This window comes from Tropicibacter sp. Alg240-R139 (genome assembly GCF_900537075.1).
Taxonomy (GTDB): domain Bacteria; phylum Pseudomonadota; class Alphaproteobacteria; order Rhodobacterales; family Rhodobacteraceae; genus Falsiruegeria.
The window spans coordinates 453171-475800 of sequence record NZ_UNRA01000001.1; the positions used below are offsets into that span (position 1 = coordinate 453171).

Sequence of the window (22630 nt, forward strand, 5' to 3'; positions counted from 1 at the left end):
GGGACTTGGCCCTAGGCAGTCCCGCCTTTTTCTGACTAAGGGGACAGCCATGCGCCATTCCAACGGCAACCTGATCCTGGGTGCGGCAACCATCGCCTTTGCCATTTTGGTTATCTTTATCTGGATCCCGCTCGACACCCAAACCGGCCTGATCGAAAAGGTGCGCAGACAAGTCACCATCGGTGATGCCCTGGCCCCTACGATTGCTGCCAGCTTCCTGGCCATTGGTGGCCTCATGCTGGTGCTGTTCGAGCGTAACGCCGACGATCAACCCAAGGTTTCGCCGCAGGATGTGCTTTTTGGCCTGGCTCTGATCGCTTCGATCATCATCTCGATTCTGGTGATGCGCTACGCCGGGCCTGCAACGGTTGGGCTATGGAACCTGCTCAGCGGAAGCGAGGCCGAGTACCGATTGCTACGCGATACGGCGCCCTGGAAATACATCGGCTTCCTACTGGGTGGCACGGTGATGATCACGATGCTGGTATCGCTAGTCGAGGGGCGGCTTCGGGTCAAAACACTGATGATCGCCTTTATCTCGGTCAGCGTCATGGCCGCAATCTACGACTTGCCGTTCGACGACCTGCTGCTACCCCCCAACGGAGACGTATGAATGGGAACGCTGGACTATATCTGGTTGGGGATTCTGGCTGTCTTTCAGGGGCCAGAGCTGTTTTCGATATTTGGCCTGCCGATCTCTGTAACCCTAGTGATGATCCTGTTCGGGTTTTTAACCGGGATTGCGGTTGGCGCCACGCCAGGGCTGGCTGGGCCAATCGCCATGGCCATCGCGCTGCCCATTCTGATCTCGATCTTTGGCTACACGCCCGACGCCCTGTTGCCTGTCATGGGGTTCCTGATCGGCGTGATGAAAGGGGCGACAATTGGTGGGGCAGTTCCGGCCATCCTGTTCAACACGCCTGGCACGCCGGATGCCTACATGACCACGCTCGATGGCTATCCGATGACCCAGAAAGGACAAGCCCGCAAGGCCTTGCGCGTGGCGCATTTTGCCTCTGCCTCGGGTGATACATTCTCGGACATTGTGCTGATCATCTGCGCGCCTTTTCTGGCCCTGCTGGTCGAGGCTTATCTGGATTTCCCCGAAAAAACCGCCCTGCTGATCCTGTCGCTCAGCTTTATTGGTGCAGTGATCGGCGGTTCGCCCGCCAAGGGAGTGCTGTCCACCGGGCTTGGCCTGTTGGCCGTCTACATCGGCACCGGAGAGGATTTCTATCCACGCATGTCGATGGGAAGCGACCAACTGAACCAGGGTTTTCCGATTGCCACCTCGGTTCTTGGAGTTCTGATTATCGGCGCGGTGTTCAAGGAAATGACCGATCTGTGGCACCAACGACGCAGCAGTGGCACCCGCCCTAGTTTCCAAGACGAGGGCAACCAGAGGCTGTCTCGCGCCGAGATTGGTCGATTACTGCCTTTCGTCGGACGCTCGGCCCTGATCGGAACCGCGATTGGCGCCTTGCCCGGCATCGGATCGACCCTGGCGGCGACCTTGGGCTACACGGTGGGCCGCGCCCGTCATGCCCGCACCAAAGCCGAGGGCGCACCTGACTTTGGTGACGGCGCGCCCGAAGGGATTGCCGCGACCGAGGCCGCAAACTCATCCGTGTCCGGCGCCAATCTGATCCCGGTGCTCAGCTTGGGCATTCCAGGTAACGCGGCGGCCGTGTTTCTGATCCTTGCAGCTGAAAGCATCGGCGGTTTCAACCCGGGCCCATCGGTCTTTCGCTTTACCCAAGATGTAGTGAACCCAGAACTGGTCATCGCATTTGGCCTGTTCACGGCGATGTTCATCGCCAATGCTCTGAACTGGACCATTGGGGGGCTGTTCATGCGCTCAACGGGGATCATGGTGCGCATTCCCAAGCACATCCTGTTGCCAACCGTTCTGCTTCTGACCCTGACCGCGATCTATGTGCAGGAAGCCCGGATCGAAGCGATTTGGTTCGCGCTTGGATTCGGCGCCCTAGGCTACGTGATGCGCCTGCTGGCGATATCGCCCCTGCCCTTCGTGATCGCGTTTATCCTAGGCGGCAAACTTGAAGAAAGTGCGCGTCAGGCTTTTGCCGCCACGGGCGGGGACGCCTGGTTCCTGTTCGGCTCGCCCATTTCCATCCTTTTCATCGCAGCTTCGGTCGCGATCATCCTCTTTTCCGCGCGCAGAAAGAAGCAAGAACTATGACGCACCTTGCCTTTGACCAAATCCCAGTCCCTGACCGTGCCACCAAACCGCGACGCACGGGCGTCACGATGATGATTGATTGGGGCATTCCCTTGGCAAGCCAAACTGACATCATCACCAGCCAGGGGCATCTGGTGGACAAGGCCAAGATAGCTGGCGGCATTCCACGGTTCATGCCACGCGCGCTGTTGATGCAGAAACTGGCGGCCTACAAAGCAGCTGATATTTCGACCGCCAACGGTGGGCTTTTCACTGAATTGGCACTGGCACAAGGTACGTTTGACGCGTTGCTGCGCGAGATGGCCGAGGTTGGTTTCGCCTCTGTCGAAGTGTCAGAAAACCTTCAACCGCTGAGCACGATGGACAAAACCAATGCAGTGCGTCACGCCAAGCAAAGCTATGGTCTGGATGTGTTGGGTGAAGTTGGACGCAAAGAAGGTGAGATGACTGATGATGAGATCATGGAAGACGTCGAAACCTATCTGAATGCCGGCGTCTCTTCGGTCTATTTAGAGGCCAACGAGCTGTTTGATGGGGACAGCGCGCGTGAAGGGTTGATCCGCCGACTGGCTGACAATTTCCCGCCAGAGGTGTTGATTTTTGAACTGCCTGTGGACGTTATTCCTGGCATCACAAAGTCGATCAAACACAAAACCGCTTCGCAGATGGTGGCGACGTTGGGCACCGATGTGAACCTGGCCAATTTGGAGCACGACGAGATTTATCTGCTGGAATGCCTGCGCCTTGGTGTTGCCGGGGACACACGGCACGCTCATGGCGCTTTCCGGCTAGCCGGTATCGGTGCCTGAAGCTTTCGGCGCCCTCCAACCTCGAAGCGCTCCCGCCCGTCGTCAACGTTTCTGGCGAAACGTATCCTCCCGTTGGGCCAGGCTCATGCGGGCAAAGCCCGCATGAGCCTGGCCCCCGCCGTCCGCAGGACGCAAGACCGAAAGGCCGCGCAATTTGGTTACCGGCTCAAAGTGGATGACTCTGCCAGCCCAACGGTTTATCTCTCTAGGGTCGGCTTCGGCTTTGGCAGGTGTTATTCATAGGTTTCTTCAAACGCGTCATGACAGATCACGACAATGACACTTACAGGGCGCAATTTGATCAGGACCCCGACAGCCTAATTGCCTGCCCCGCCTGCGATACCTTGCACAAGGCCGTTCCCGTTCAAGCCGGTCACATTGCGCGCTGCACACAGTGTCACTTTAAGCTGATGGACCCCAAACCGGACACTTTGACGCGCACGGTCGCCCTGTCAATCACCGCCTCGATCCTGATGGTCACGATGCTCTGCTTCCCGTTCCTGACCATTTCTCAGGCCGGTTTGACGGGCGAGGTGTCGATGCTCGAAATCATCTTTGATCTATCCCATGGCTGGTACAATATCTTGGCTGTCTTGGTGGCCGCTTTTGTGCTGGCCCTTCCCATCGTGCGTATGATTGCACTGATCTACGTGATGTGGCCGTTGCATCAAGGACGCCCGCCGCCCGCCGCTGCGCGTCAGGTTTTTCTGTTTGCCGAAAAGCTCAACCCTTGGGCCATGACCGAGATTTTCATCGTCGGCACCGTAGTGGCCCTGATCAAGATGATGGGGTTGGCGACCATCGGCTTTGGCATTGCATTTTGGCTTTTTTGCGGCCTGGTGGTTGTTATTGCGCTCAAGAACGCGGCCGTATGTCGCTGGACAATCTGGACACTGATCCGAAAGTCGCCTTTATGACGCGCGCAATCGACATGGGATGGATCGGATGCCACACTTGCGGCACTGTGCATGAGGGGGACCAGACCCACTGCCGCACGTGTTCGGCACAGCTGCACAGCCGCCTGCCAAACTCGCTCCAACAAACTTGGGCCTGGTTGATCACAGGAGCGTTGTTCCTGATCCCGGCCAACATGCTCCCTCTGTTGTCAAACCTGGTTCTGGGCCACAACGAAGGCCACACCATCGCCGAAGGCATCGCCATCTTTTTTCAAACGGGTGATTATTTTGTGGCCATCGTGATCCTGGTCGCCAGTCTGTTGATCCCGTTTAGCAAGATTTTTGTCATCGCCATTCTGGTCCTCAGCATCCAGTTCCGCTGGCAGCTCGACAACAAAACCCGCCTGCTGCTTTATGAGTTTGTCGAGTTCATTGGCCGTTGGTCGATGATCGACGTTTTTGTCGTGGCGCTCTTGGCCGGGTTGGTCAAACTGGGCGCTGTCATCTCGATCCTGCCGGGCACCGGTGCGATCTGCTTTGCACTGTCGGTGATTTTCACCATGATTGCCGCGTTGCGTATCGATTCCAAAACAATCTGGGATGCGCACCCCAAGGACACCATCGAATGACCAAAAGCACTGAAATCCGCGAACCCGAGATGCACCAGCGAAAATCGCGCCTGTTCGGAGGGATCTCGCTGGTATGGACAGTGCCGATCGCGGCCATGCTGGGTGCCTTGGGACTGGCATGGAACGCCTACAATGAGCGCGACGTGGGTGTCGAAATTCAATTCGCCGAAGCCGACGGGATCGAGCCCGGTAAGACACAGATCAAGTTTCGCAATCTGGTGGTGGGCACTGTCGCGGATATGCGGTTTTCCAATGACCTGCAGAACGTCATTGTCGAGGCGGACATTCACCGCGACATGGAACGTTATCTGGACGCGGACACGCGGTTTTGGCTGGTGACCGCCAAAGTGACCGCCTCTGGTGTTACCGGCCTCAACACCCTGTTGTCGGGGGCTTATATCAACGTCGATTGGGATGCGACACAGGGCGAGCAAGCCCGCAATTTCGTTGCGCTAAAAGAGGCACCTGTGATTCAACCCGGTGTCAAAGGGACCGAGGTCATACTGAGCAGCCCCAAGACTGGCTCGGTGTCAGTCGGGGCTCCGGTCCTGCACAAAGGTGTCACCATGGGCACGGTAGAGGCGGTTGACTATGACGAACCCTCGGACAGCGTGCGCATTATTGTCTTCATCAATGCGCCTCATGATCGGCTGATCAACACCGGCACCCGGTTTTGGAACGCCTCTGGCATCAATGTCGAACTGAACGACAAAGGCCTGCAATTGAACGTCGGCAGCCTGTCATCCGTTCTACAGGGTGGGGTTGAATTCGACACAACCCAATCGGGCGGTAAGCCCATCAAACAAAAGGCCGTTTTTGACCTATACGCCACCAAGGCGCTGGCCGAAGACAGCCGGTTGGACGACAACCTGCGCTCGACCGTCACGCTATCTTCCTCTTTCGAGGGATCGCTCAAAGGGCTTTCCGAAGGGTCAGAGGTTCTGTTTCGCGGGCTCAAGGTTGGTTTGGTGAAAAATCTGTCTGCTATCACCGAGATCAACGACGCCGGCGCACCAGAGATCCGTATTCTGGCCTCATACACGGTGCAGCCGAACCGGTTGGGTTTGGATGACATCGAGGATTCCGAGGAAACGCTCAGCCTCATCGCCGCAATGGTCGATGCCTCTGGATTGCGCGCCCGCCTGATGCCGAATTCATTTCTGTCGGGGGGGCTGCATATCGAACTGTTCGAAGATCCCGAAGCCACCATCGCGACCTTGGACATTGACGCGACGCCAAACCCTATTCTGCCGTCTATCCCAACTCCGCCCGACACGTTGTCTGTTGCCGCCGAAGGCGTGCTGGACCGTGTCGCCAGCCTTCCGATCGAAGAGTTGATGGACCGCATCATCAACCTGGTCGGCGACGTGAACGGTATCCTTGCAGACGAGAACACAAAGGCGATCCCGGCGGATGTGCGAACGCTGCTGGAGAATGTGAATTCGGTGGCCGCATCGGACGGCATTCAAACCCTGCCTGACGAGTTGAGCGGCACAATCGCCTCGGTGCGGGACATTCTGCAACGGTTTGACGAGGCGCAGGGCGTCGACAACATGGTTGGTGCGCTCAAGGATCTGCGTGGTGTCGTTGCAAACATTTCAACCGCGTCTGAGACGTTGCCTGAACTGCTTGCTGATATCGACAAGTTTGTCGACAAGGCCAATGGTCTGCCGTTGAACGATCTGGTCAAGTCGGCAGATGGTGTCCTGAAATCTGCCGATCATTTCATTAGCAACGAAGATATGGACAAGATCCCCGGCGCCCTCTCGGGTGCTCTGGATCAGGCCAAGCTAACGCTTGAGGACCTGCGCGGCACGGTCACGCGGGTCGACAGCATCCTGACTGACATCGACCAGGCAGATACTGTGGCAAAAATTGTCGCCGCGCTTGAGGACGTCAAAACCGCAGCCGCCAATATTTCGACTGCCAGTAACGGCCTGCCACAGCTGGTTGATGATATCGACGGCCTGGTGAACAAGGTCAACGAGCTGCCACTGGACAGCCTTGTGACCTCGACCGACCAAGTGCTGCAATCGGCGGATGACCTGCTCAACAACGAAGACATGGACAAGGTGCCCGGTGCCTTGGCCGGGGCCTTGGATGCTGCGCAGGCAACACTGAACGAATTGCGCGAAGGTGGTGCCGCCGAAAACTTGAACCGCACGCTGCAGTCGGCAAGCGCCGCTGCTGATAATATTTCTGCCGCAGTAAAAGACCTGCCAAAGCTGGCCGATCAGTTGGCGCAATTGGCAGATACGGCTGAGGCGACCATCGGCGCCTACGGTCCAAACTCGCCAGTGAACCGCGAGGTACATGCAGCCATTGCTGATCTGCGTAAAACGGTTAAATCTCTGAACTCGCTGGTGCAAGCCATCCGCCGCAAACCGAACTCTCTCTTGGTAGGACGTTGAACATGAACCGCCTGATCCGCCCCCTTTTCGTTGTAGCGTTGGTTCTTGCCGGGTGCAGCGGTCCAGTTGAACGTTATCTACTGCCTGAGATCACAGGCGTTGATACCTACCGCACCGGGGTTCGCACGGTAGAAGTAAGCACGTTGAACCTGCCTGCATATGCCGAAGACACCGAGATTTCCCTGCAAGGCGAGGATGGCGTGTTAAGGCCGACCAAAAGCGGGTTTTGGGCAGATGAACCAGACCGTGCGTTGACCGAGCTGTTGGCCGCAGGTCTGGATCAGGCGCTGTCGTCGAACGTCGCCGCAGAACCCTGGCCGTTTGATACACCTCCGGATGTTCAGGTAACTGTGAAAGTTGGCAAATTGTCCGGCGTTCCGGGACAAGACCTCCGCTTTACTGGGCAGTATTTCCTGACTTCGCCCGCACATGGGCATCTGGAAAAGGCGTATCGCTTTGCTTACTCTGTGCCGATGGCCGACGACAGTGTCGCCTCGGTGGCAACCGCACAAAGTAACGCGATGAAGCGGCTGGTCAACGACATCGCCAAGAGGATCGCAACGGGGCGGTAAGGCAGGTTACGGACCCCAAGGATTACATTTTTGCCCATCTTCGATGGCGCTCCGGATTGCTTCCGGTAAATTCTTTTGGATGGTATGTACAACTAAGCCTTGTGAAACCAATTGGATCGTCCAGACAAACGCGAGAAGACTGCGGTTTGGAAGTCAGTCCCGACATGTCTGTTAAGGTCGACCAGTCGTGTTCATGACCTCGCGCGGGACAATAATCCTGTGCAGCTTGGATATCCCAGAGCAACCTGAACGCTCTTTCCAGCCCGCGACCGTTACATCGAAGGCAGGCCGACCTTTGCCGCAGACCAAGGTCGCGACAAGAATTGATAAGTATTGATACAAATTGGCCATTCGCTACACTGGTCACATTATTGTGTGAACAGTACGAGGATTTTGAAATGACAATACCCAAGTTATTTTGTGCGGCGGTGATTAGCGTTGGGCTGGCTTGCACCGGTGGTTCGATCGCTCTGGCTGCGGATGACGCCACCGCTGGGGCCGCTCCCAAACCGGCTCCTCCGGCGCCGCCGCCTCCCAAAGATCAACCGCCCAAAAAGAACGCAAACGCACCCAAGAACCCACCACCACCGGCGCCTCCACCGCCGAAGGATCAGCCGCCGAAGAAAAAGAATGCAAACGCGCCAAGCACAGCGCCTGCGCAACCTCCTACAAATCAACCGCCGCCCAAAAACGCGCCCAAGCCAGAAGGATAATAGCAAAAGCGCATGAAATTCTCGGGTTTGCCCGCGTCTGCGGGCAAACTGCTTGGCTGCGAACGATGACCTAAAGCTGGTGCCTCGATTTACCGAGAGCGCCTGAGGTTTGTGCCTGTGACATGCCATGTCCGGGCTAGGGTGTTGAAAGCCTACCCTGCGGTGCCAGCCCGGGCTCTAGCCAAGGCTTTCTGTAAAAAAAAAACCGGATACTTGGACAAAGTTGTCTAACAGGGAACCATCTGTTTCCAGTTTTTGATGGTGGTAAGAAAGCACAGTGCTTTCAATCAGTGGAATGCTGACTGCTGTATCGACCATGATCCTTTGATCCATCAACATACTGAACCTGATGCAGAAACCATATCTACGTACGCCTGCCGGTTTGGATCTCGGCGGCCCATGCTATCAGGGTCAAAGGTAGAGTTATCCTAAGGCCGCCCCGAACCGATTGATTGGCACGCGGCCCGCACGCATGACGCTCAAACGCTAGCAACGCAGGGGCATTGTCAGAAAACTGTCATCTTTTGGTTGCCATTGGCACAATTTGTCTGGATGACAGGTGCAACCGACTCCTCAAGACTTCCAAGGGTTCTCTGATGAACATGCTCAAGATCGTGGCGGTGCCCATGCACCCCGAAGGCCGCAAATTTGTGGCCACATTTGCCGCTATCAGCGTTGCGGCAGGGTTGCTCTTTGAGCCGCTCTTTTGGATTGGGCTGGGGCTGACGGTCTGGTGCTATTACTTCTTCCGCGATCCTGTGCGCTCTGTTCCTGTGGATGACAGTTTGCTCGTGTCACCAGCTGATGGGATGGTGTCCCTGATTACCGAAACTGTGGCCCCGCCTGAGTTGGAGTTGGGGGACGAACCGCGCATGCGCGTTTCCGTATTCATGAACGTGTTCAATTGTCATGTAAACCGCGCACCCTTTTCGGGCACCGTCAGCAAGATCGTCTACCACCACGGAAAGTTCCTCAACGCCTCGCTCGACAAGGCCAGCGAGCACAATGAGCGCAATGTGCTGGCCATCCGCCGAGATGACGGCACCGACATTGCAGTCGTGCAAATCGCGGGTCTGGTCGCGCGCCGAATTGTTTGTTTCGTGAAAGAAGGCGAGCGTGTTACCACAGGCGGACGGTTCGGCCTGATCCGCTTTGGCAGCCGACTGGACATCTACCTGCCGCCCGGAGTACAACCTCTGGTCACTTTGGGGCAGACCACAACCGCGGGCGAGACCATTCTGGCACAGCTGGGCGGTGAGCAAACGAGACGATCGGGAAATATGGTATGAATTCACGCTCACCCTGGCCGCAAGGCGGTCCGCTCAAGCGCAACATCCCCAATGCATTGACGATCCTGTCGCTGTGTTCGGGGCTGACGTCGCTGCGGATGACGCTGACCGACCGGGTGGAGCCTGCAATTTACTTTATCTTGATCGCGATTGTTCTGGACGGTCTGGACGGTCGCGCCGCCCGACATCTGAACGCCGAAAGTCATTTTGGAGCCGAGCTGGATTCGCTGGCCGATTTCCTGTGCTTTGGGATCGCACCGGGCATGTTGGTCTATACCTTCATGTTTCACGGCACCCAGATGGGCGGAATCGGCTGGGTGGCTTGCATGCTGCTTGTGGTGTGCTGCATGCTGCGGCTTGCGCGTTTCAACGTCTCCGGGGCTGAGGTGGCAGAGACTGGCCAGCCGGTATTCACCGGCGTTCCTGCACCCGCAATAGCCTTTCTGGCGCTGATGCCAATCTACTTGCTGCAGTGCGGTTTTACCGCGACTGGGTTCTTTCACTATATCTTTGTGTTCTATTTGGTTGGGGTCAGCTTTCTAGCTGTAAGCCGAATTCCCACGTTCTCACCCAAGATGGTCTCGTGTCACACTGCCGGATCACGGGTAATCGCGGCGCTTGGGCTAGTCGCACTGCTGCTGATGATGTCCGTCACTTGGTATGCCTTTGTGCTGCTGGCCGCTGTTTACCTGCTGTCGATCCCGTTCTTGGCGCGCCACTTCCGCTGACCCTTTCTCAATGGCTTTTGGCAATTCAGGCGACAGGGATACAAACGCGTATCTCTGCTCGAACATTGCGCGAAACCACCGAAAGAGACGATTGTGGATCTAACGCCTTTCTGATGGCAATCGCCCTTGCGCCGCCTGTGTTTCACTGATCGTCAAGACCTAAGTTAGTTTGTGAGGCCACCGACGGCAGCCACCGCACTTGGTATGCCAGCTCCGAAAACACTGTCTTTGCCAGGCTTACCAAGATCGGTCGCGCTGTTTTCCAGCAATGCCCTAAGCGTCGCATAGTCGGCCTGAGGATTGGCTGACAAAGTCAACGCGGCGATCCCACTGATGTATGCCGTCGCCAGCGAGGTACCTGAAGAAGTTCGGAACCCCGAGCCACGCCCCAACACCAAAAGGCCGACACCTGGGGCCGCTATGTCAACGTGATCGCCGGTATTTGCCTGGGAATAGATCTGGTTTTCCGTATCGGTTGCAGTCACGGAGACCACAGTTTCATAGCCAGCCGGAAAAAGCGCTGCGGCCTCAGGCCCATCGTTGCCAGCGGCAGCAACCGGCAGGATATTTCGCTTCTTTGCTCCCTCCATTGCGTCTTTCAACAAAGGATCAGCAGGGCCTGCAAAGCTCATGTTTAGGATGTCGACATTCTGCTTGTGAGCCACATTTGTGGCCTCCAGAATTGTCCATGTGTTTCCAACAGTTTTGCCCGCCGCATCTTTTGAAAAGGCCGCAATGCTGACGATCTCTGCGGCAGGAGCAACCCCAGTCAGCTTTGCATCTGCGGCCAAAATACCCGCAATCGATGTGCCGTGAGGATCAATATTGCCGCCCTCATCAGTGACATCAAACGAAGAGATGCGTGTGTTTGAAAGCTCTGAATGTGTCCCATCCACCGCCGTATCAATGACTGCGATGCGTGTATTGCGCCCCTTTGTTCTGGCGTGGGCTTCGCTCAAACCGACTTTGTCATTGCCAAACTGGGGGAGCTTGGTGCTGCTGTCGCTTTGCTGAAGCACATACAAGTAATTCGGCTGGGCGTTTACCACTGCCGCACTAGCTTCAAGTCGTTCGATCACTGTTCGCACATCGACGCCAGGAGAAAGCCGGTACCGATGGACCGTAACGCCGGGCAAAACAAATGTGCGCCCTTGCAAGTGCGTCATACCCAGCCCCCTGATCGCCCGATTCCGCGCCCCCGACGTCGAAGAAAGCTGAAACCTGACGATTACTTCGTCGGCAATAAACCGTGTTTCCTCCGCGGGCGGTTGTCCGCTCGGCGCCGTTTCAACAACGCGTCGGGGTCTTGGTTGACTTCTTCTTACCGGTGTCGGTGCGGTGGTCGCTTTTCTCTGGGTTGTGGGTCTTGTCTGTTTCTTCTTGGGTGGTGCAGCACTTTGAGGTTTGGACGTCTTCGCCGGGGATAGGATTTCCGCGTTCCCCCCTTCGCCGCCTTCCGAAAGTGCAAACTGCGCCGGTAGTGCCATCGCGTAAGCGAGGACTAAAATGCCTAAGTAGCGTGTTGATGTGCAGGTGATTTTCTTAAGCACGGTCGTCCCTCCCAGCATGTTCTAGTTTACAGGCAGTGCGAATTCGAAAACGTCTGCTTTGGCACCCGTTCTTTCGGCAAGATCTTCAACCGATTGAAACTCCAATTCATACAGACCGTCAGCGGTTGGTCCCTTTATGACCTGTCCACTGTTTTCCTTTAGAAACGCATCGATGTCGGCCCAGGATACATCAGATTTGAATTTTACCAGCATACGCGCCTTGTCACTGGCGACAGCCTCTCCTCCGGTTGCTGTTTGATATTGATTGGGTTGCTGGCTTCCTACGACATAGGAAATAATCCCGACCGCCGGTACCAACACCACAAACATAGCCATAACAAAGGCATAGGCGCGCGGCTTAGCAGGAAACAGAACAGAGAGCAGGCGGGCGATCGCGCCTTCACCCACAGCTTGCGGCTCGACGCTCGTTTCCGGCTCCGTCTGTTCAGCGTGCAAAGCAGCCTTGAACCGTTCCGCCATGGAAACAGGTACTTCCTCCTCGGATAGCAGTTCAACCACGGCGGCCTGGTCTTCCAAAACAAGATCAAATTCGCGCGCAAGCTCTTCATCCAGGGCCAACGCCGCTTCGACTTTTTGGCTGTCTTCATTGTCCAGCGTGCCATTTGCATACCATGGCAACAGCAAGGACAGTTCTTGTCTTTCGGTTTCGCTCAGAGTGCTCATGGCCACCCCCTATCAAGACCTTGCTTGGCCATCTCTGCGGACAATTGTTTGCGTGCGTGAAAAGTCCTGGTTTTGACAGTGTTCTTCGGAATATCGAGGACCTCTGAAACCTCTTCAATGGACTTTTCGTGATAGTAAATCAGTTCCAGAATGATCCGGTGATCCCGTGAAAGGGATGCGATACACCGCTTGATCGCGGCCCCTTTGTCCCGTTTTTGCGTGACCATTTCCGGGTCATCTGCATCATCTGCGAGCGCATCCAGGATCTGTTCAGACTTTGAATGAACCGGCTTTCGCTTGCGAACCTCTGAAAGTGCTTTGTACCTGGCGATGCCCAAAAGCCAACTTGAAACCTTGGAGCGCCCTTCGTAAGCGGATGCCTTGTGCCAAACCTCGATGAAGACGTCATTTGTAAGGTCTTCGGCGGCTGCAGCGTCATTCACGTAGCGTCGGACAAAGTGAAAAACCCGCTTGTTGTACCGTTGATAAAGAACCCCTATCGCCTGCCGATCGCCGTTGGCGACCTTTGAAAGCTGCCGATGATCGTCGTCTGCCGACATTCCCTGCCTCGCCCGTATCCCTTTGGTCACTGTAACCGGGTGCGACCGGTAGAGCAAAACGGGCATGGGAGCTGCGAATGTTTTGGTCAAAATCATCTTCTGCAAAGCCGGAGTAACGGGCCTGATTCTATCAACCCGGCTGATCACGCCGTCAGTCTTTGGACTGATGAAGGCGTGATCTGGGCGTGTCCTCTGCCCGAGTACATAGGCAGCTCATTTTCGCGGTTCGGTCATCTTGTTGGACCATCCGACCGATCCGCGAAATCTGGACTAGTCTTACCGGTCGTTGCTCGTCACGGTGCGGCTGCTTCCATCCGGATTGTGGATGGTGATGAACGCGGTGGTCGGACGCGTGGGGGTTGTTACCGTGTGCGACGATCCATCCGGATAGTGCCGGGTAGCAGAGTCCGCCCGACGGCTGGGCTCGGTGACGGTGCGGCTGCTGCCGTCGGGGTTAAACATGGTGATGAACGCTGTAAGTGGACGGACAGGGTTGATCACGGTGTGGGACGACCCATCCGGGAAGTGACGTGTGGCAGAATCCACCCGGCGGCTGGGTGTCGTGACGGTGCGGCTGGTCCCATCGGGGTTAAAGATGGTGATGAAAGGATTGCGGTTCCGGTTGACCTGCTGTTGACCGACAACACGACCGTTTTTCTTACGGGTGACTGCGACAGTATTCGCGCCATTGCGACCGCGCACTGTAGTGGTCGAACCATCGGCATTTCTGGCCGAGGCCGAGCTGAAGCGACCTTCACCGCCTTCGCCGCCGCCTTCTCCGGCGTATGACATGTTGGTTGACAGGCTGGTGGCAACGATGGCTGCGGCCAGAGTGGACATGAAGGTTTTGTTGAAGGTCGAGGTGAACATTTTTGATCTCCGTAAGTTTCAGCCATGCGGCTTGTTTTGTTGCGTTACGGTGATGTGTCGTTTGGGGATCGAAAAAGGTTCAAACAAAGTTGGAAAAATTTCCAAAAAAGGGCGTCAATATTTTACAAATAAATGATATTATTTCTCCACGCCGCTTCGGAATTGATCTTCTGCTGAGCGTTGTTAACTCTTCCGGAGCGCAGGCTCTTTGTAGCGTCAGGGGTCGTTATGATTGTCAAAGGTGTTTCGTTCACGCACGCATCCAGCACGTAGCTGTGGAATCTCTCTTCAAGGTTCCCCTGCGCAGATGCAACGAACTATGCGCCGACTCAATCCTGCAGTTTTCCTGCCACCGCAGGGCGGCACCCAATGGCGGCTCGCCCCTTTCATCGCAGAGCTCATTTAGCGTTTGCGTTCTTCCATTTTGAAGGGAGCCTCGGCTTGGCTCAACGTGAACGCTTACAACCGAAAGTGGGTGCTAATTGGGCCCGTACAATGCTAGGTATCATCGTCGATGGCGTTGCGCCTGAAACTCGAAAGCCGAGAGATCATTGTGTTTGCCGCACCCACGCAAACCCTTTGAAACCCATGAAAAAATCGCACAGCCGAAAAAACGCCGGTGTTTCCTCAACAAATCCACAGTTTCTTGACAAGGAAACACCTGTTACTCGCAGTTGTACCGCGTGCGGACGTTACTGCCTAGCCTGCCCGCTGAGAAACGGGCATGCGCTATTAGCTCATCCCCAGGGCTTCTTTGTACATTTCAAGAACTGCTTCTTCCTCGGCAATGTCGTCCTTGTCGCGCTTGCGCAGCGCGATAACCTTGCGCATCACCTTAGTGTCGTAGCCACGCGCTTTTGCCTCGGCCATCACCTCTTTCTGCTGCTCGGCGATGTCCTTCTTCTCGACATCCAACCGTTCCATCCGTTCGACAAATTGGCGCAGTTCACCCGCGGTCACGCGGTAGTTGGCTTCGGACTGGGACTCTTCCATGTTCACTTCTCCGTCGATGTGCAAATTGAGGCGTCACGCGAGATACATCGCCCCTGCCCTTGCCGCAAGCACGCATTGACGCATCTGTCGTTCGGGTTGCGCAAAAGGCCTCAATCCGCTAACCGCAACGCCGAAACTGTCAACGATAGGTGCACCATGTTCGAAATGATTGTCTGGGGCGGTGCGGCACTGTCCTTGGCCGGGCTTGTTGGCCTGATCTGGTGCATTCTGCGCGTAAACAAAGCGCGCAAGGCCAACCTTAGCGATGACGGGCTGCGCGCAGCTGTTCAAGGCGTGCTGCCTTGGAACCTGGGCTCGTTGTTTCTGTCGGTCCTGGGCCTCATGATGGTGATCATGGGCATCTCGCTTGGATGATCAGGGCTTACGAGCCCGGTTACTCAGATTGGCATGTTGTCAAAGCGGGCCTCGATCGCCTCGTCGCACAGTACCGCATCCAACCGCTTGAGCCGAGCAGGAACATGTGCGCCATTTGTGCGCAAGTTCTCGATCACCCTGCTCAGCTTGGGTTGCAGTTCCAGCCGCAAGGATTGATTGGCGCCATTCAACCGCGCCTCGATCGTTTCGGCCTGTTGCAAAAGTTCATGATCTGACATTTCGATCCTCCCCTATAAGTCGATTAGACCAGATACGGGTAACAAGAATACAAAACCGGCTGATTTTTGATGGCATCCCGCGATACGCCCAAATCCACAGCACAGCCAGGTGATTTGGCCTACTAATGTGGCAATGCTAACATCCAACAAAGACTTGTCGCCTTGACCCACGTCAAGCGCGATGCTGTGAATCCAACATCAAACCCTATTGCAACACATTCAGCCACCCATATATGATAATGCGAGACATCGCGGGGAGAGATCCATGACACCATTCGTGAAGGCCTTTTTTGATAAGGCAACATTCACCGTGTCCTACCTGGTGCGCGAGCCCGATGGGCGGGCCTGCGCCATCATCGACAGCGTGCTGGATTATGATCAGGCAGCAGGACGGACGGACACGTCATCGGCGGATGAAATCATTCGTTATGTTCGCGACAATGATCTCAAAGTGGAATGGCTGCTGGAAAGCCATGTGCACGCCGACCATCTGTCCGCCGCCCCCTATCTGCAAGAGCAGTTGGGCGGCAAGATCGGAATCGGGCAAAACATCACCATCGTTCAGGATACGTTCGGCAAAGTATTCAACGAAGGTACCGAATTTCAACGCGATGGCAGTCAGTTCGATGCACTGTTTACTGACGGAGACAGTTTCCACATCGGCCAAATGCGAGGCGACGTTCTGGAAACACCGGGGCATACGCCTGCTTGCCTGACCTATGTGATCGAAGAGACAGCCTTTGTCGGGGACACGCTGTTCATGCCCGATTTCGGGACCGCTCGATGTGACTTTCCCGGCGGGTCATCTGAAACACTCTACAGTTCCATCCAAAAAATCCTAACTTTGGCAGATGAAACGCGCGTCTTTGTCGGGCATGACTATAAGGCACCAGGCCGGGATGAATATGCGTGGGAAACCACGGTGGGCGAGCAAAAGGCGCTGAATATTCATATCGGCCAGGGTCGACCGATCGAAGAGTTTGTCGAAATGCGCGACGCCCGCGATGCTACTCTGGCGATGCCGCGGCTGATATTGCCATCTTTGCAGGTGAACATGCGCGGCGGCCGGATGCCCGAACCTGATGAGCAGGGCGACGTCTTCCTCAAGGTGCCGATCAACAAGCTTTGACTGGTCACGAAACGCGCAAACACTAGGAAAATCACTATGCCAATGGATTGGATATGGGGGCTGATCGGCGGTTTGCTGATCGGCGCCGGAGGAGCGGTTCTGCTTTTGGGTAATGGCCGGGTCATGGGGGCCAGCGGAATCCTGGGCGGTCTTGTGGACAGATCCGGTTGGGGCAACGCGGCAGAACGCGCAGCATTTGTGATCGGAGTCATCGCGACGCCCTTGTTGATGATCCAGATCTTTGGACTGCAGGCAGACACTCACCTGACGTCGAACTGGTTCGTGGTGATCGCCGCCGGGCTGCTGGTCGGGACGGGCACGCGGATCGCCAATGGCTGCACTTCTGGCCACGGCGTCTGTGGCATTTCTCGGTTTTCCCTGCGCGGAATTGTGGCAACCGTGTTTTACATACTGGCAGGCGGGCTGACCCTGGTCCTGTTTCGCCACATCTTGGGGATGATCTGATGCGTGTTTTGGTTGCCTTGTTGTCTGGCTCGCTCTTTGGCGCTGGCCTGCTGCTGTCAGGAATGACCGACACGACCAAGGTTCAGGGCTGGCTTGACGTGTTCGGCGCCTGGGATCCGACGTTGGCCTTTGTCATGGGCGGCGCGATCCTGCCAATGCTGGTCGCATGGCGATTGACCACAAAAGGCGCGCCCATGACCGGGGGCACATTTCCCGACCTGCCGCGCCCCGAGCTGGACCACCGCCTGATTACTGGTTCCGTTCTGTTCGGTATGGGATGGGGCTTGGCTGGTCTGTGTCCGGGTCCGGCCATGGCATCGCTGACATTCGGTGGCATTGGCGGCCTGATTTTTGTGCTTTCGATGTTGGCGGGCATGAGTTTTGCACCAAAACTCGGCTCGCAACTGGACAGACTCGCCGCTGCGACCTAAGGAATGGGCATGGATATTCGACCGATCACCGACCGCTATTCCGTCTCGCCGCAAATCTCGGTTGACGACGTGCCTGCCATCGCCGAGGCGGGCTACACCAAAGTTATCTGCAACCGGCCAAATGCCGAGGTGCCCCCAAGCCATCAGGCGGATACTATTGAGCAGGCCGTACGTGCCGCAGGGCTGGAATTTGAGGTGTTGGAATTGACTCATCAGACAATGACGCCTGACAACGTGGAACGTCAGCGCCAGATGGCGGATTGCGGCACTGGCAAGGTCCTGGCCTATTGCGCGTCCGGCACGCGGTGTTCAGTGGTTTGGGCGTTGGGGCAATGCCACGAACTGGCCCCAGACGAGATTCTGGCCAAAACTGCGGCGGCTGGGTATCAACTTGATGGGCTACTCCCTACGCTGGAGCAGCTACGCAAAAGTTGAGTGCGCCTTATCCGGCGGCGTCTACCCCATCTAGCTCGGCAGGCAATCCCGCCAATTCCGATATCTCGGCCACGGCCTGCTCGGGGCTGAGATGGGAAAAGTTCTGGTCCGTCTCAGTTGCAGGCTGACCTGAACCAGCCGACCCCATATCATCACCGCCAAGGGTATCGGCCGCGATTCCGACACTTGACGTGTGTTCGATTATATCAGGATCCACCAGCGATAGGGTTGTCACCTCAGGTGTACCGTGTTCTGAGAACCCTGCATCAGGACTTGGTGGCTCCAGCTCCGGCAAACGTTCGTTTAACCTCAATGCGCGCATGCCACGGCACTGTCCCAGTCGGGCCACAGCGATCTTCTGCCCCTCAATCGTCAACACTTCGGTCCTGTCGAGCTTGTCCCCGATCAACGGCAACAAATCTCCGGGCTGCATTCCAGCAAAGGCTGAAAGTGGAAGCTGCACCCGCGAGATGACTGCAGTCAGCTCAGCCCGCACGGCTCCAAAGCTTTTTTCCAGACCCGACGTATCCGAATTTCCCAAACCATCAACGGCTGCGTCTTTAGGCTCAGGCTGATCAGGCAGTATTAGTGTAATCTGCCCCTGGGCTACCCCACCGCCAATTTCAACGGTCAGATCGAACAGGCGAAAACTGTCGTACTCAAGTGACAGGATCAGATTTCGCCAATCCTCGGCCCGAGCTGCGAATTGGTACCCATCCAGACACAGCCGATCCAAAGTGGCCTCGCACAAATCCCTGGCTCGCGGTAAGAAGGCATCGATCAACGGAGCAATCATGGCTGCATCGGTTCCGGTGAAAACACGCTCTCCGGCAGGAACGGAAAATACGGTGCCCATTGTCTGCTGCTGAATGACTGACGTCACACAGACCCGATCGAAACAAGCCGCACCCAACAACCCATCGGGTCCAGCCAATAGGGCATACAGCCGATTTTTGGGCACGCAATCCTGTAACTCGTCCTGAGGGCGTCGGCATTGCGTGGCCCCGATCACCGTCATCGGCATATCCAGCGTGTCCGCAGCTGCACGCGCCAGCCCCAATCGCATCGCACGCAGGACCGAGCGCGGCGCGCCCTGCCTTTCGTCACGCGCAACAGCCAGTTTGCGCTGAATTGCTGAATCTGTTTCCGCCTCTGGTGGCATAAGCCCTGACCTGCCTTGTCGGTCCATTCATCCCCTACCGGTCTAACCGTCAGGTGGTTACGAATGTCTTTACGAAAGACTCATTGCGCAGCGAGTTGATAGCCCGAGGGAAAGCTGACCCGGAACGCGGCGCCCTGATGGCCGTTCAGATAGGTGATGTCGCCGCCAAGGCGCTGCATGATCTCGCGGCAGATCGCCAGACCCAGCCCCGCGCCCCCAGCCCGTTCCGCGCTGACACGGGCGAACTTTTCGAATACCAGCTTGCGGGAATCACGCGGGATGCCGCTGCCGTTGTCGACCATGTCGACAACCACCTTGCCGCCGACTTCGTGCACTCGGATCGAAAGCTCCGGCGTGTTCGCATCGCAATACTTGCGGGCGTTGGCGATCAGGTTAATGAAGACTTGGGTCAGCCGATCCAAGTCCGAATGAACCGGAATGCGCTCGTCCGAAACATGGCGCAGAATACGCATGTCTCGCGAGGCCCCAGTCATGGCCGTGGACACCGCACGATCCAGAACCTCAGTCAAAAGACCCTCGCCCATGTTCAAATTCACCTGACCGTTTTCCAACACGCTGAGATCCAACAGATCATCCAAAAGCCGCGTCAGACGCAGTGCCTCGTCATGAATGATCGTGGCGTAGCGCGTCTGCTCTTCGGGTTCCAACCCTTCTGTATCGCGCAAGATTTCCGAAAACGCGCGAATTGACGTCATCGGTGTGCGCAGCTCATGACTGACCTGACTGAGGAAGTTGTCTTTTTGCAACGAGATTTGGGTCAGCTTTTCGTTGGCCTCGCGCAGCTGGTGCGCGGTGCGACCCAACTCATCCGACTTCGCTTCGAGCCGACTGGAATACTCCAACAATTGCGCCGATTCATCGGCCACAGCCAGCAGATCCTCGACCGATACAGACGAGCCGCCAACGATCTGCCCGATCATTGCATGGGCCGTAGCCGCCCCCACCGAACCCGCCAGCTCACGCTCCAGCCGCTCCAAGAACTTAGGTGTCGGCTCAGGCAGATAGCCACGGGCGCCCTGTCGCTGTGCCTCGGCGTGAAAAAACACCTGCGCCTCGCGCGCGCCCAAAATGCGCTGCGACATGATCATCAGATCCTCGCTTTGGGCCACCGAACCGACCCAACCACGCGGACCGGCGGAATGTTCGAACACGTTGACAAATTGCGCCGCCTGCAACCGTTCGATTGGGCTGGGAAAGCCAAAGAGCGACACGACGCAAAAGGCCGCAGCGTTAAGGGACAGGCTCCACATCACCGAATGCACCATCGGGTCCAGTCCGTCGATCCCAAAGAGCGCCTGAGGCCTTAGCCAGCTCAACCCGAATGGTCCGCTTGCCATCACATTGGCGGGCATCGCCTCGCCCCCGATACCGGGCAACAGCAGGGTGTAGAGCCATAAAACAAATCCAACCGTCAACCCGGCCAACGCTCCGGTACGTGTCGCTCCGCGCCAAAAGAGGCCGCCCACCAAAGCGGGCAGGATTTGGGCAATTCCAGCAAAAGCGATCAAACCGATGGCGGCGAGCGCCGCGCCTCCGCCCGACAGGCGATAATAGAAATAGCCAAGGGCCATGATCGCGGCGATGGACACGCGGCGCGACAGCAATACGATAGAACGGACATCGCCCGAAACCGACGCCCCGGTTCCACGCGAGCTTAGCCAAATCGGCATCACGATGTGGTTAGACACCATGGTCGACAGCGCCATGGCGGCCACGATCACCATCGACGTGGCCGAGGAAAACCCACCAAGGAACGACAGCATCGCCAGGCCCTGTTGTCCTTGGGACAGTGGCACGGTCAAAACGAACAGATCCGGGTTGGCCCCTTCGGGCATCAGGTCCAGGCCAACAACGGCGATGGGAACCACAAACAGGCTCATCAGCAGCAAATAAAGCGGAAACGCCCAGGCGGCTGTGCGCAGGTGCCGCTCGTCATCGTTTTCAACCACCATCACTTGAAACATACGCGGCAGACAGACAAAAGCCGCCGCCGCAAGAAAGGTGATCGTGGCCCATCTTCCGCGGTCGATGTTCCACTGCCCAATCTCAGAGGCGTCGATACGCGCCATCGTTTGGCCGACGCCGCCTGCAACACCCCAGACGACAAAGATCCCGACGGCCAACAGGGCGACCAGCTTGACCACCGCCTCTATCGCTACGGCTGTTACAACGCCGTGATGGCGTTCGTTGGCGTCCAAGTTTCGAGTCCCGAACAAGATGGCAAAGACCGCAAGCCCCGCCGCAACCCAGAACACACTGGCGATCTCGTTGTAGGAATTGTTGGGATCGGCCTCGGCGAAAATCGAAAATGACAGCGTAATCGACTGCAATTGCAGAGCAATATAAGGTGTCACGCTGATGACGGCCAGAATGGTCACACAGATCGCAAGCGTGTTCGACTTGCCATAACGAGACGAGATCAGATCAGCGATGGAGGTAACGCGCTGACTGCGCCCCACACGCACCAGCTTGCGCAAGCCCCACCACCAGCCAATCATAACAAGTGTGGGACCAACATAGATGGTCACAAACTCCAACCCCGACCGCGCAGCGTACCCAACCGCGCCGTAAAACGTCCAGGCTGTGCAGTAGATCGACAGCGACAGCGTATAGACCAGAGGCGAGCGCAGCCAAGTGCTGCGTCCAGTTGCGGCCAGACGATCAGCGGCAAAGGCCACCAGAAACAGCAGGGCCACGTAACCCAAACACACCAGCACAAGAACATTTAGGGACGCCATCAGCGCGGCTCCGGTCCCGGCACGTCCGAGCTGCGGCCCAAGCGACGAGCACCGTATCCAAATACTGCAGCCAATATGATCAACCCGGCCCAAACGCCAAAGATGTAAATGATGGCAGATGACAGACTATAGGGCGCCTCGGTCTCTCCAACACCCGGCCACAGCAGAGGGACAGCAAAAAGCCCTGCCCCAATCAGCGGCAATACGCGGGCCGCATCCATCAGGCGACGTCGGCGATATCCTTGGCGTTCGAGAAACACCGGCGGATGAGGAACCTGGCTAGGATCATTGTCCGGCTCGGCACTCATGTCTGCGTGGCCTGTGCGTGTAGATCCCGCACAGCCGTTAACACCTCAGAGTTGGAGAACGGCTTGGTCATGAAACGGCTGACACCCGCCTTTTCGGCCATGTCCCGGTCGCGGGATTGCCCGCGTGCCGTCAACATCAGGACCGGCAACCCTTTCAGGTCATCGCGCGCGCGCAAGTCGGTCAGAATTTCCATCCCGCTTTTACCCGGCAACATCACGTCTAGGATAACCAAGTCAGGCTTGGCGGAACTGATCACCTCGACTGCATCAGTCCCATCGGCGTGGGTTTCGACCTCCCACCCGTCGCGGATCAACAGAAAACGGATTGCTTCGGTGATGTTCGGCTCATCCTCGACCAACATTACGCGTCGGCTCATGCTTGCCCTTCCTCCCCAAAAAAGGCTCGGGGGGGTTGCCCCC

The 22630-nt window shown here is 56.8% G+C and carries 24 protein-coding genes; 14 read left to right on the top strand and 10 right to left on the bottom strand.

From position 1 onward, the window contains the following. The first annotated feature begins 49 nt into the window (after positions 1–49). From G6R15_RS02215 to pssA, 9 genes are all read left to right on the top strand, one after another. Positions 50–613 carry a hypothetical protein gene (locus G6R15_RS02215; RefSeq protein ID WP_164658152.1) on the top strand — a complete coding sequence of 188 codons (564 nt, stop codon included), beginning with the start codon at positions 50–52 and terminating at the stop codon, positions 611–613. Continuing rightward, positions 614–2203 (top strand): tripartite tricarboxylate transporter permease, encoded by a 1590-nt coding sequence (locus tag G6R15_RS02220; protein WP_164658153.1) that lies wholly within the window; start codon positions 614–616, stop codon positions 2201–2203. It begins immediately after the preceding gene. After that, a complete protein-coding gene (locus G6R15_RS02225) occupies positions 2200–3012 on the top strand; it encodes a phosphosulfolactate synthase (protein WP_164658154.1) in 813 nt (270 codons plus the stop codon). Before G6R15_RS02220 ends, G6R15_RS02225 begins: the two co-directional genes overlap by 4 nt. Positions 3013–3272: 260 nt before the next feature. Then, positions 3273–3929, top strand: coding sequence for a paraquat-inducible protein A (locus G6R15_RS02230; RefSeq protein WP_164658155.1), 657 nt, complete (start codon positions 3273–3275; stop codon positions 3927–3929). Continuing rightward, the gene (locus tag G6R15_RS02235) at positions 3926–4537 is read left to right on the top strand and encodes a paraquat-inducible protein A (RefSeq protein WP_164658156.1); all 612 of its coding nucleotides are present in this window, start codon (positions 3926–3928) and stop codon (positions 4535–4537) included. Before G6R15_RS02230 ends, G6R15_RS02235 begins: the two co-directional genes overlap by 4 nt. Continuing rightward, positions 4534–6948 (top strand): MlaD family protein, encoded by a 2415-nt coding sequence (locus G6R15_RS02240; protein WP_164658157.1) that lies wholly within the window; start codon positions 4534–4536, stop codon positions 6946–6948. Before G6R15_RS02235 ends, G6R15_RS02240 begins: the two co-directional genes overlap by 4 nt. A gap of 2 nt (positions 6949–6950) precedes the next feature. Then, the gene (locus G6R15_RS02245) at positions 6951–7520 is read left to right on the top strand and encodes a membrane integrity-associated transporter subunit PqiC (protein ID WP_164658158.1); all 570 of its coding nucleotides are present in this window, start codon (positions 6951–6953) and stop codon (positions 7518–7520) included. A 1261-nt stretch (positions 7521–8781) separates the two neighbouring features. Beyond that, entirely contained in the window at positions 8782–9522 is a 741-nt protein-coding gene (locus tag G6R15_RS02250) for a phosphatidylserine decarboxylase (RefSeq protein WP_255456150.1), read from the top strand. Continuing rightward, on the top strand, positions 9519–10250 hold the full coding sequence (gene pssA / locus G6R15_RS02255; RefSeq protein ID WP_164658160.1) for a CDP-diacylglycerol--serine O-phosphatidyltransferase: 732 nt from the start codon (positions 9519–9521) through the stop codon (positions 10248–10250). The genes G6R15_RS02250 and pssA overlap by 4 nt, the downstream gene beginning before the upstream one ends. A gap of 164 nt (positions 10251–10414) precedes the next feature. Here pssA and G6R15_RS02260 read toward each other — a convergent pair whose 3' ends face one another. The 5 genes from G6R15_RS02260 to G6R15_RS02280 all read right to left on the bottom strand — a co-directional run bounded on the left by G6R15_RS02260 (position 10415) and on the right by G6R15_RS02280 (position 14907). Further along, positions 10415–11800 (bottom strand): S8 family serine peptidase, encoded by a 1386-nt coding sequence (locus tag G6R15_RS02260; protein ID WP_164658161.1) that lies wholly within the window; start codon positions 11798–11800, stop codon positions 10415–10417. 21 nt (positions 11801–11821) lie between these two features. Continuing rightward, complete coding sequence (locus G6R15_RS02265) at positions 11822–12484, bottom strand: hypothetical protein (protein ID WP_164658162.1); 663 nt, start codon at positions 12482–12484, stop codon at positions 11822–11824. Further along, positions 12481–13110 carry a sigma-70 family RNA polymerase sigma factor gene (locus G6R15_RS02270; protein WP_240336644.1) on the bottom strand — a complete coding sequence of 210 codons (630 nt, stop codon included), beginning with the start codon at positions 13108–13110 and terminating at the stop codon, positions 12481–12483. The genes G6R15_RS02265 and G6R15_RS02270 overlap by 4 nt, the downstream gene beginning before the upstream one ends. Positions 13111–13320: 210 nt before the next feature. Beyond that, positions 13321–13914 (bottom strand): hypothetical protein, encoded by a 594-nt coding sequence (locus tag G6R15_RS02275; protein ID WP_164658163.1) that lies wholly within the window; start codon positions 13912–13914, stop codon positions 13321–13323. A 732-nt stretch (positions 13915–14646) separates the two neighbouring features. Continuing rightward, entirely contained in the window at positions 14647–14907 is a 261-nt protein-coding gene (locus tag G6R15_RS02280) for a DUF2312 domain-containing protein (RefSeq protein ID WP_205520456.1), read from the bottom strand. Positions 14908–15063: 156 nt separating this feature from the next. Between G6R15_RS02280 and G6R15_RS02285 the strand changes: the two genes are divergently transcribed. Next, positions 15064–15282, top strand: a complete 219-nt coding sequence (locus G6R15_RS02285) for a hypothetical protein (protein ID WP_164658165.1) — start codon at positions 15064–15066, stop codon at positions 15280–15282. 23 nt (positions 15283–15305) lie between these two features. Here the strand turns inward: G6R15_RS02285 and G6R15_RS02290 are convergent, their stop codons facing one another. Continuing rightward, on the bottom strand, positions 15306–15521 hold the full coding sequence (locus G6R15_RS02290; protein WP_240336645.1) for a hypothetical protein: 216 nt from the start codon (positions 15519–15521) through the stop codon (positions 15306–15308). Between the two features lie 265 nt (positions 15522–15786). On the opposite strand from G6R15_RS02290, the gene G6R15_RS02295 reads away from it, so the two are divergent. From G6R15_RS02295 to G6R15_RS02310, 4 genes are read left to right on the top strand one after another with little or no spacing between them, the layout of a single operon-like run. Then, positions 15787–16650 (top strand): MBL fold metallo-hydrolase, encoded by an 864-nt coding sequence (locus G6R15_RS02295; RefSeq protein WP_164658166.1) that lies wholly within the window; start codon positions 15787–15789, stop codon positions 16648–16650. 36 nt (positions 16651–16686) lie between these two features. Then, positions 16687–17115: a YeeE/YedE family protein gene (locus G6R15_RS02300; RefSeq protein WP_164658167.1), complete on the top strand. Its 429-nt coding sequence runs from the start codon at positions 16687–16689 to the stop codon at positions 17113–17115. Then, the gene (locus G6R15_RS02305; protein WP_164658168.1) at positions 17115–17546 is read left to right on the top strand and encodes a DUF6691 family protein; all 432 of its coding nucleotides are present in this window, start codon (positions 17115–17117) and stop codon (positions 17544–17546) included. The genes G6R15_RS02300 and G6R15_RS02305 overlap by 1 nt, the downstream gene beginning before the upstream one ends. Positions 17547–17555: 9 nt before the next feature. After that, on the top strand, positions 17556–17981 hold the full coding sequence (locus G6R15_RS02310) for a TIGR01244 family sulfur transferase (RefSeq protein ID WP_164658169.1): 426 nt from the start codon (positions 17556–17558) through the stop codon (positions 17979–17981). A gap of 7 nt (positions 17982–17988) precedes the next feature. Here the strand turns inward: G6R15_RS02310 and G6R15_RS02315 are convergent, their stop codons facing one another. The 4 genes from G6R15_RS02315 to G6R15_RS02330 all read right to left on the bottom strand — a co-directional run bounded on the left by G6R15_RS02315 (position 17989) and on the right by G6R15_RS02330 (position 22587). Then, entirely contained in the window at positions 17989–19143 is a 1155-nt protein-coding gene (locus G6R15_RS02315) for a FliM/FliN family flagellar motor C-terminal domain-containing protein (protein ID WP_164658170.1), read from the bottom strand. 80 nt (positions 19144–19223) lie between these two features. Continuing rightward, positions 19224–21902: a sensor histidine kinase gene (locus G6R15_RS02320; protein WP_164658171.1), complete on the bottom strand. Its 2679-nt coding sequence runs from the start codon at positions 21900–21902 to the stop codon at positions 19224–19226. Beyond that, a complete protein-coding gene (locus G6R15_RS02325; RefSeq protein ID WP_164658172.1) occupies positions 21902–22210 on the bottom strand; it encodes a hypothetical protein in 309 nt (102 codons plus the stop codon). Before G6R15_RS02325 ends, G6R15_RS02320 begins: the two co-directional genes overlap by 1 nt. Beyond that, positions 22207–22587: a response regulator transcription factor gene (locus tag G6R15_RS02330; protein ID WP_164658173.1), complete on the bottom strand. Its 381-nt coding sequence runs from the start codon at positions 22585–22587 to the stop codon at positions 22207–22209. The genes G6R15_RS02325 and G6R15_RS02330 overlap by 4 nt, the downstream gene beginning before the upstream one ends. Between the last annotated feature and the right edge of the window lie 43 nt (positions 22588–22630).

Bases quoted from the DNA above. Each gene is read 5' to 3' on its own strand.
- G6R15_RS02215 (WP_164658152.1), top strand. From the start codon at position 50: ATGCGCCATTCCAACGGCAACCTGATCCTGGGTGCGGCAACCATCGCC.
- G6R15_RS02310 (WP_164658169.1), top strand. From the start codon at position 17,556: ATGGATATTCGACCGATCACCGACCGCTATTCCGTCTCGCCGCAAATC.
- G6R15_RS02220 (WP_164658153.1), top strand. From the start codon at position 614: ATGGGAACGCTGGACTATATCTGGTTGGGGATTCTGGCTGTCTTTCAG.
- G6R15_RS02245 (WP_164658158.1), top strand. From the start codon at position 6,951: ATGAACCGCCTGATCCGCCCCCTTTTCGTTGTAGCGTTGGTTCTTGCC.
- G6R15_RS02320 (WP_164658171.1), bottom strand. From the start codon at position 21,902: ATGGCGTCCCTAAATGTTCTTGTGCTGGTGTGTTTGGGTTACGTGGCC.
- G6R15_RS02305 (WP_164658168.1), top strand. From the start codon at position 17,115: ATGCGTGTTTTGGTTGCCTTGTTGTCTGGCTCGCTCTTTGGCGCTGGC.
- G6R15_RS02300 (WP_164658167.1), top strand. From the start codon at position 16,687: ATGCCAATGGATTGGATATGGGGGCTGATCGGCGGTTTGCTGATCGGC.
- G6R15_RS02265 (WP_164658162.1), bottom strand. From the start codon at position 12,484: ATGAGCACTCTGAGCGAAACCGAAAGACAAGAACTGTCCTTGCTGTTG.
- G6R15_RS02275 (WP_164658163.1), bottom strand. From the start codon at position 13,914: ATGTTCACCTCGACCTTCAACAAAACCTTCATGTCCACTCTGGCCGCA.
- G6R15_RS02280 (WP_205520456.1), bottom strand. From the start codon at position 14,907: ATGGAAGAGTCCCAGTCCGAAGCCAACTACCGCGTGACCGCGGGTGAA.
- G6R15_RS02295 (WP_164658166.1), top strand. From the start codon at position 15,787: ATGACACCATTCGTGAAGGCCTTTTTTGATAAGGCAACATTCACCGTG.
- G6R15_RS02325 (WP_164658172.1), bottom strand. From the start codon at position 22,210: ATGAGTGCCGAGCCGGACAATGATCCTAGCCAGGTTCCTCATCCGCCG.
- G6R15_RS02290 (WP_240336645.1), bottom strand. From the start codon at position 15,521: ATGTCAGATCATGAACTTTTGCAACAGGCCGAAACGATCGAGGCGCGG.
- G6R15_RS02230 (WP_164658155.1), top strand. From the start codon at position 3,273: ATGACAGATCACGACAATGACACTTACAGGGCGCAATTTGATCAGGAC.
- G6R15_RS02235 (WP_164658156.1), top strand. From the start codon at position 3,926: ATGACGCGCGCAATCGACATGGGATGGATCGGATGCCACACTTGCGGC.
- G6R15_RS02330 (WP_164658173.1), bottom strand. From the start codon at position 22,587: ATGAGCCGACGCGTAATGTTGGTCGAGGATGAGCCGAACATCACCGAA.
- G6R15_RS02240 (WP_164658157.1), top strand. From the start codon at position 4,534: ATGACCAAAAGCACTGAAATCCGCGAACCCGAGATGCACCAGCGAAAA.
- G6R15_RS02315 (WP_164658170.1), bottom strand. From the start codon at position 19,143: ATGCCACCAGAGGCGGAAACAGATTCAGCAATTCAGCGCAAACTGGCT.
- G6R15_RS02285 (WP_164658165.1), top strand. From the start codon at position 15,064: ATGTTCGAAATGATTGTCTGGGGCGGTGCGGCACTGTCCTTGGCCGGG.
- G6R15_RS02270 (WP_240336644.1), bottom strand. From the start codon at position 13,110: ATGCCCGTTTTGCTCTACCGGTCGCACCCGGTTACAGTGACCAAAGGG.
- G6R15_RS02225 (WP_164658154.1), top strand. From the start codon at position 2,200: ATGACGCACCTTGCCTTTGACCAAATCCCAGTCCCTGACCGTGCCACC.
- pssA (WP_164658160.1), top strand. From the start codon at position 9,519: ATGAATTCACGCTCACCCTGGCCGCAAGGCGGTCCGCTCAAGCGCAAC.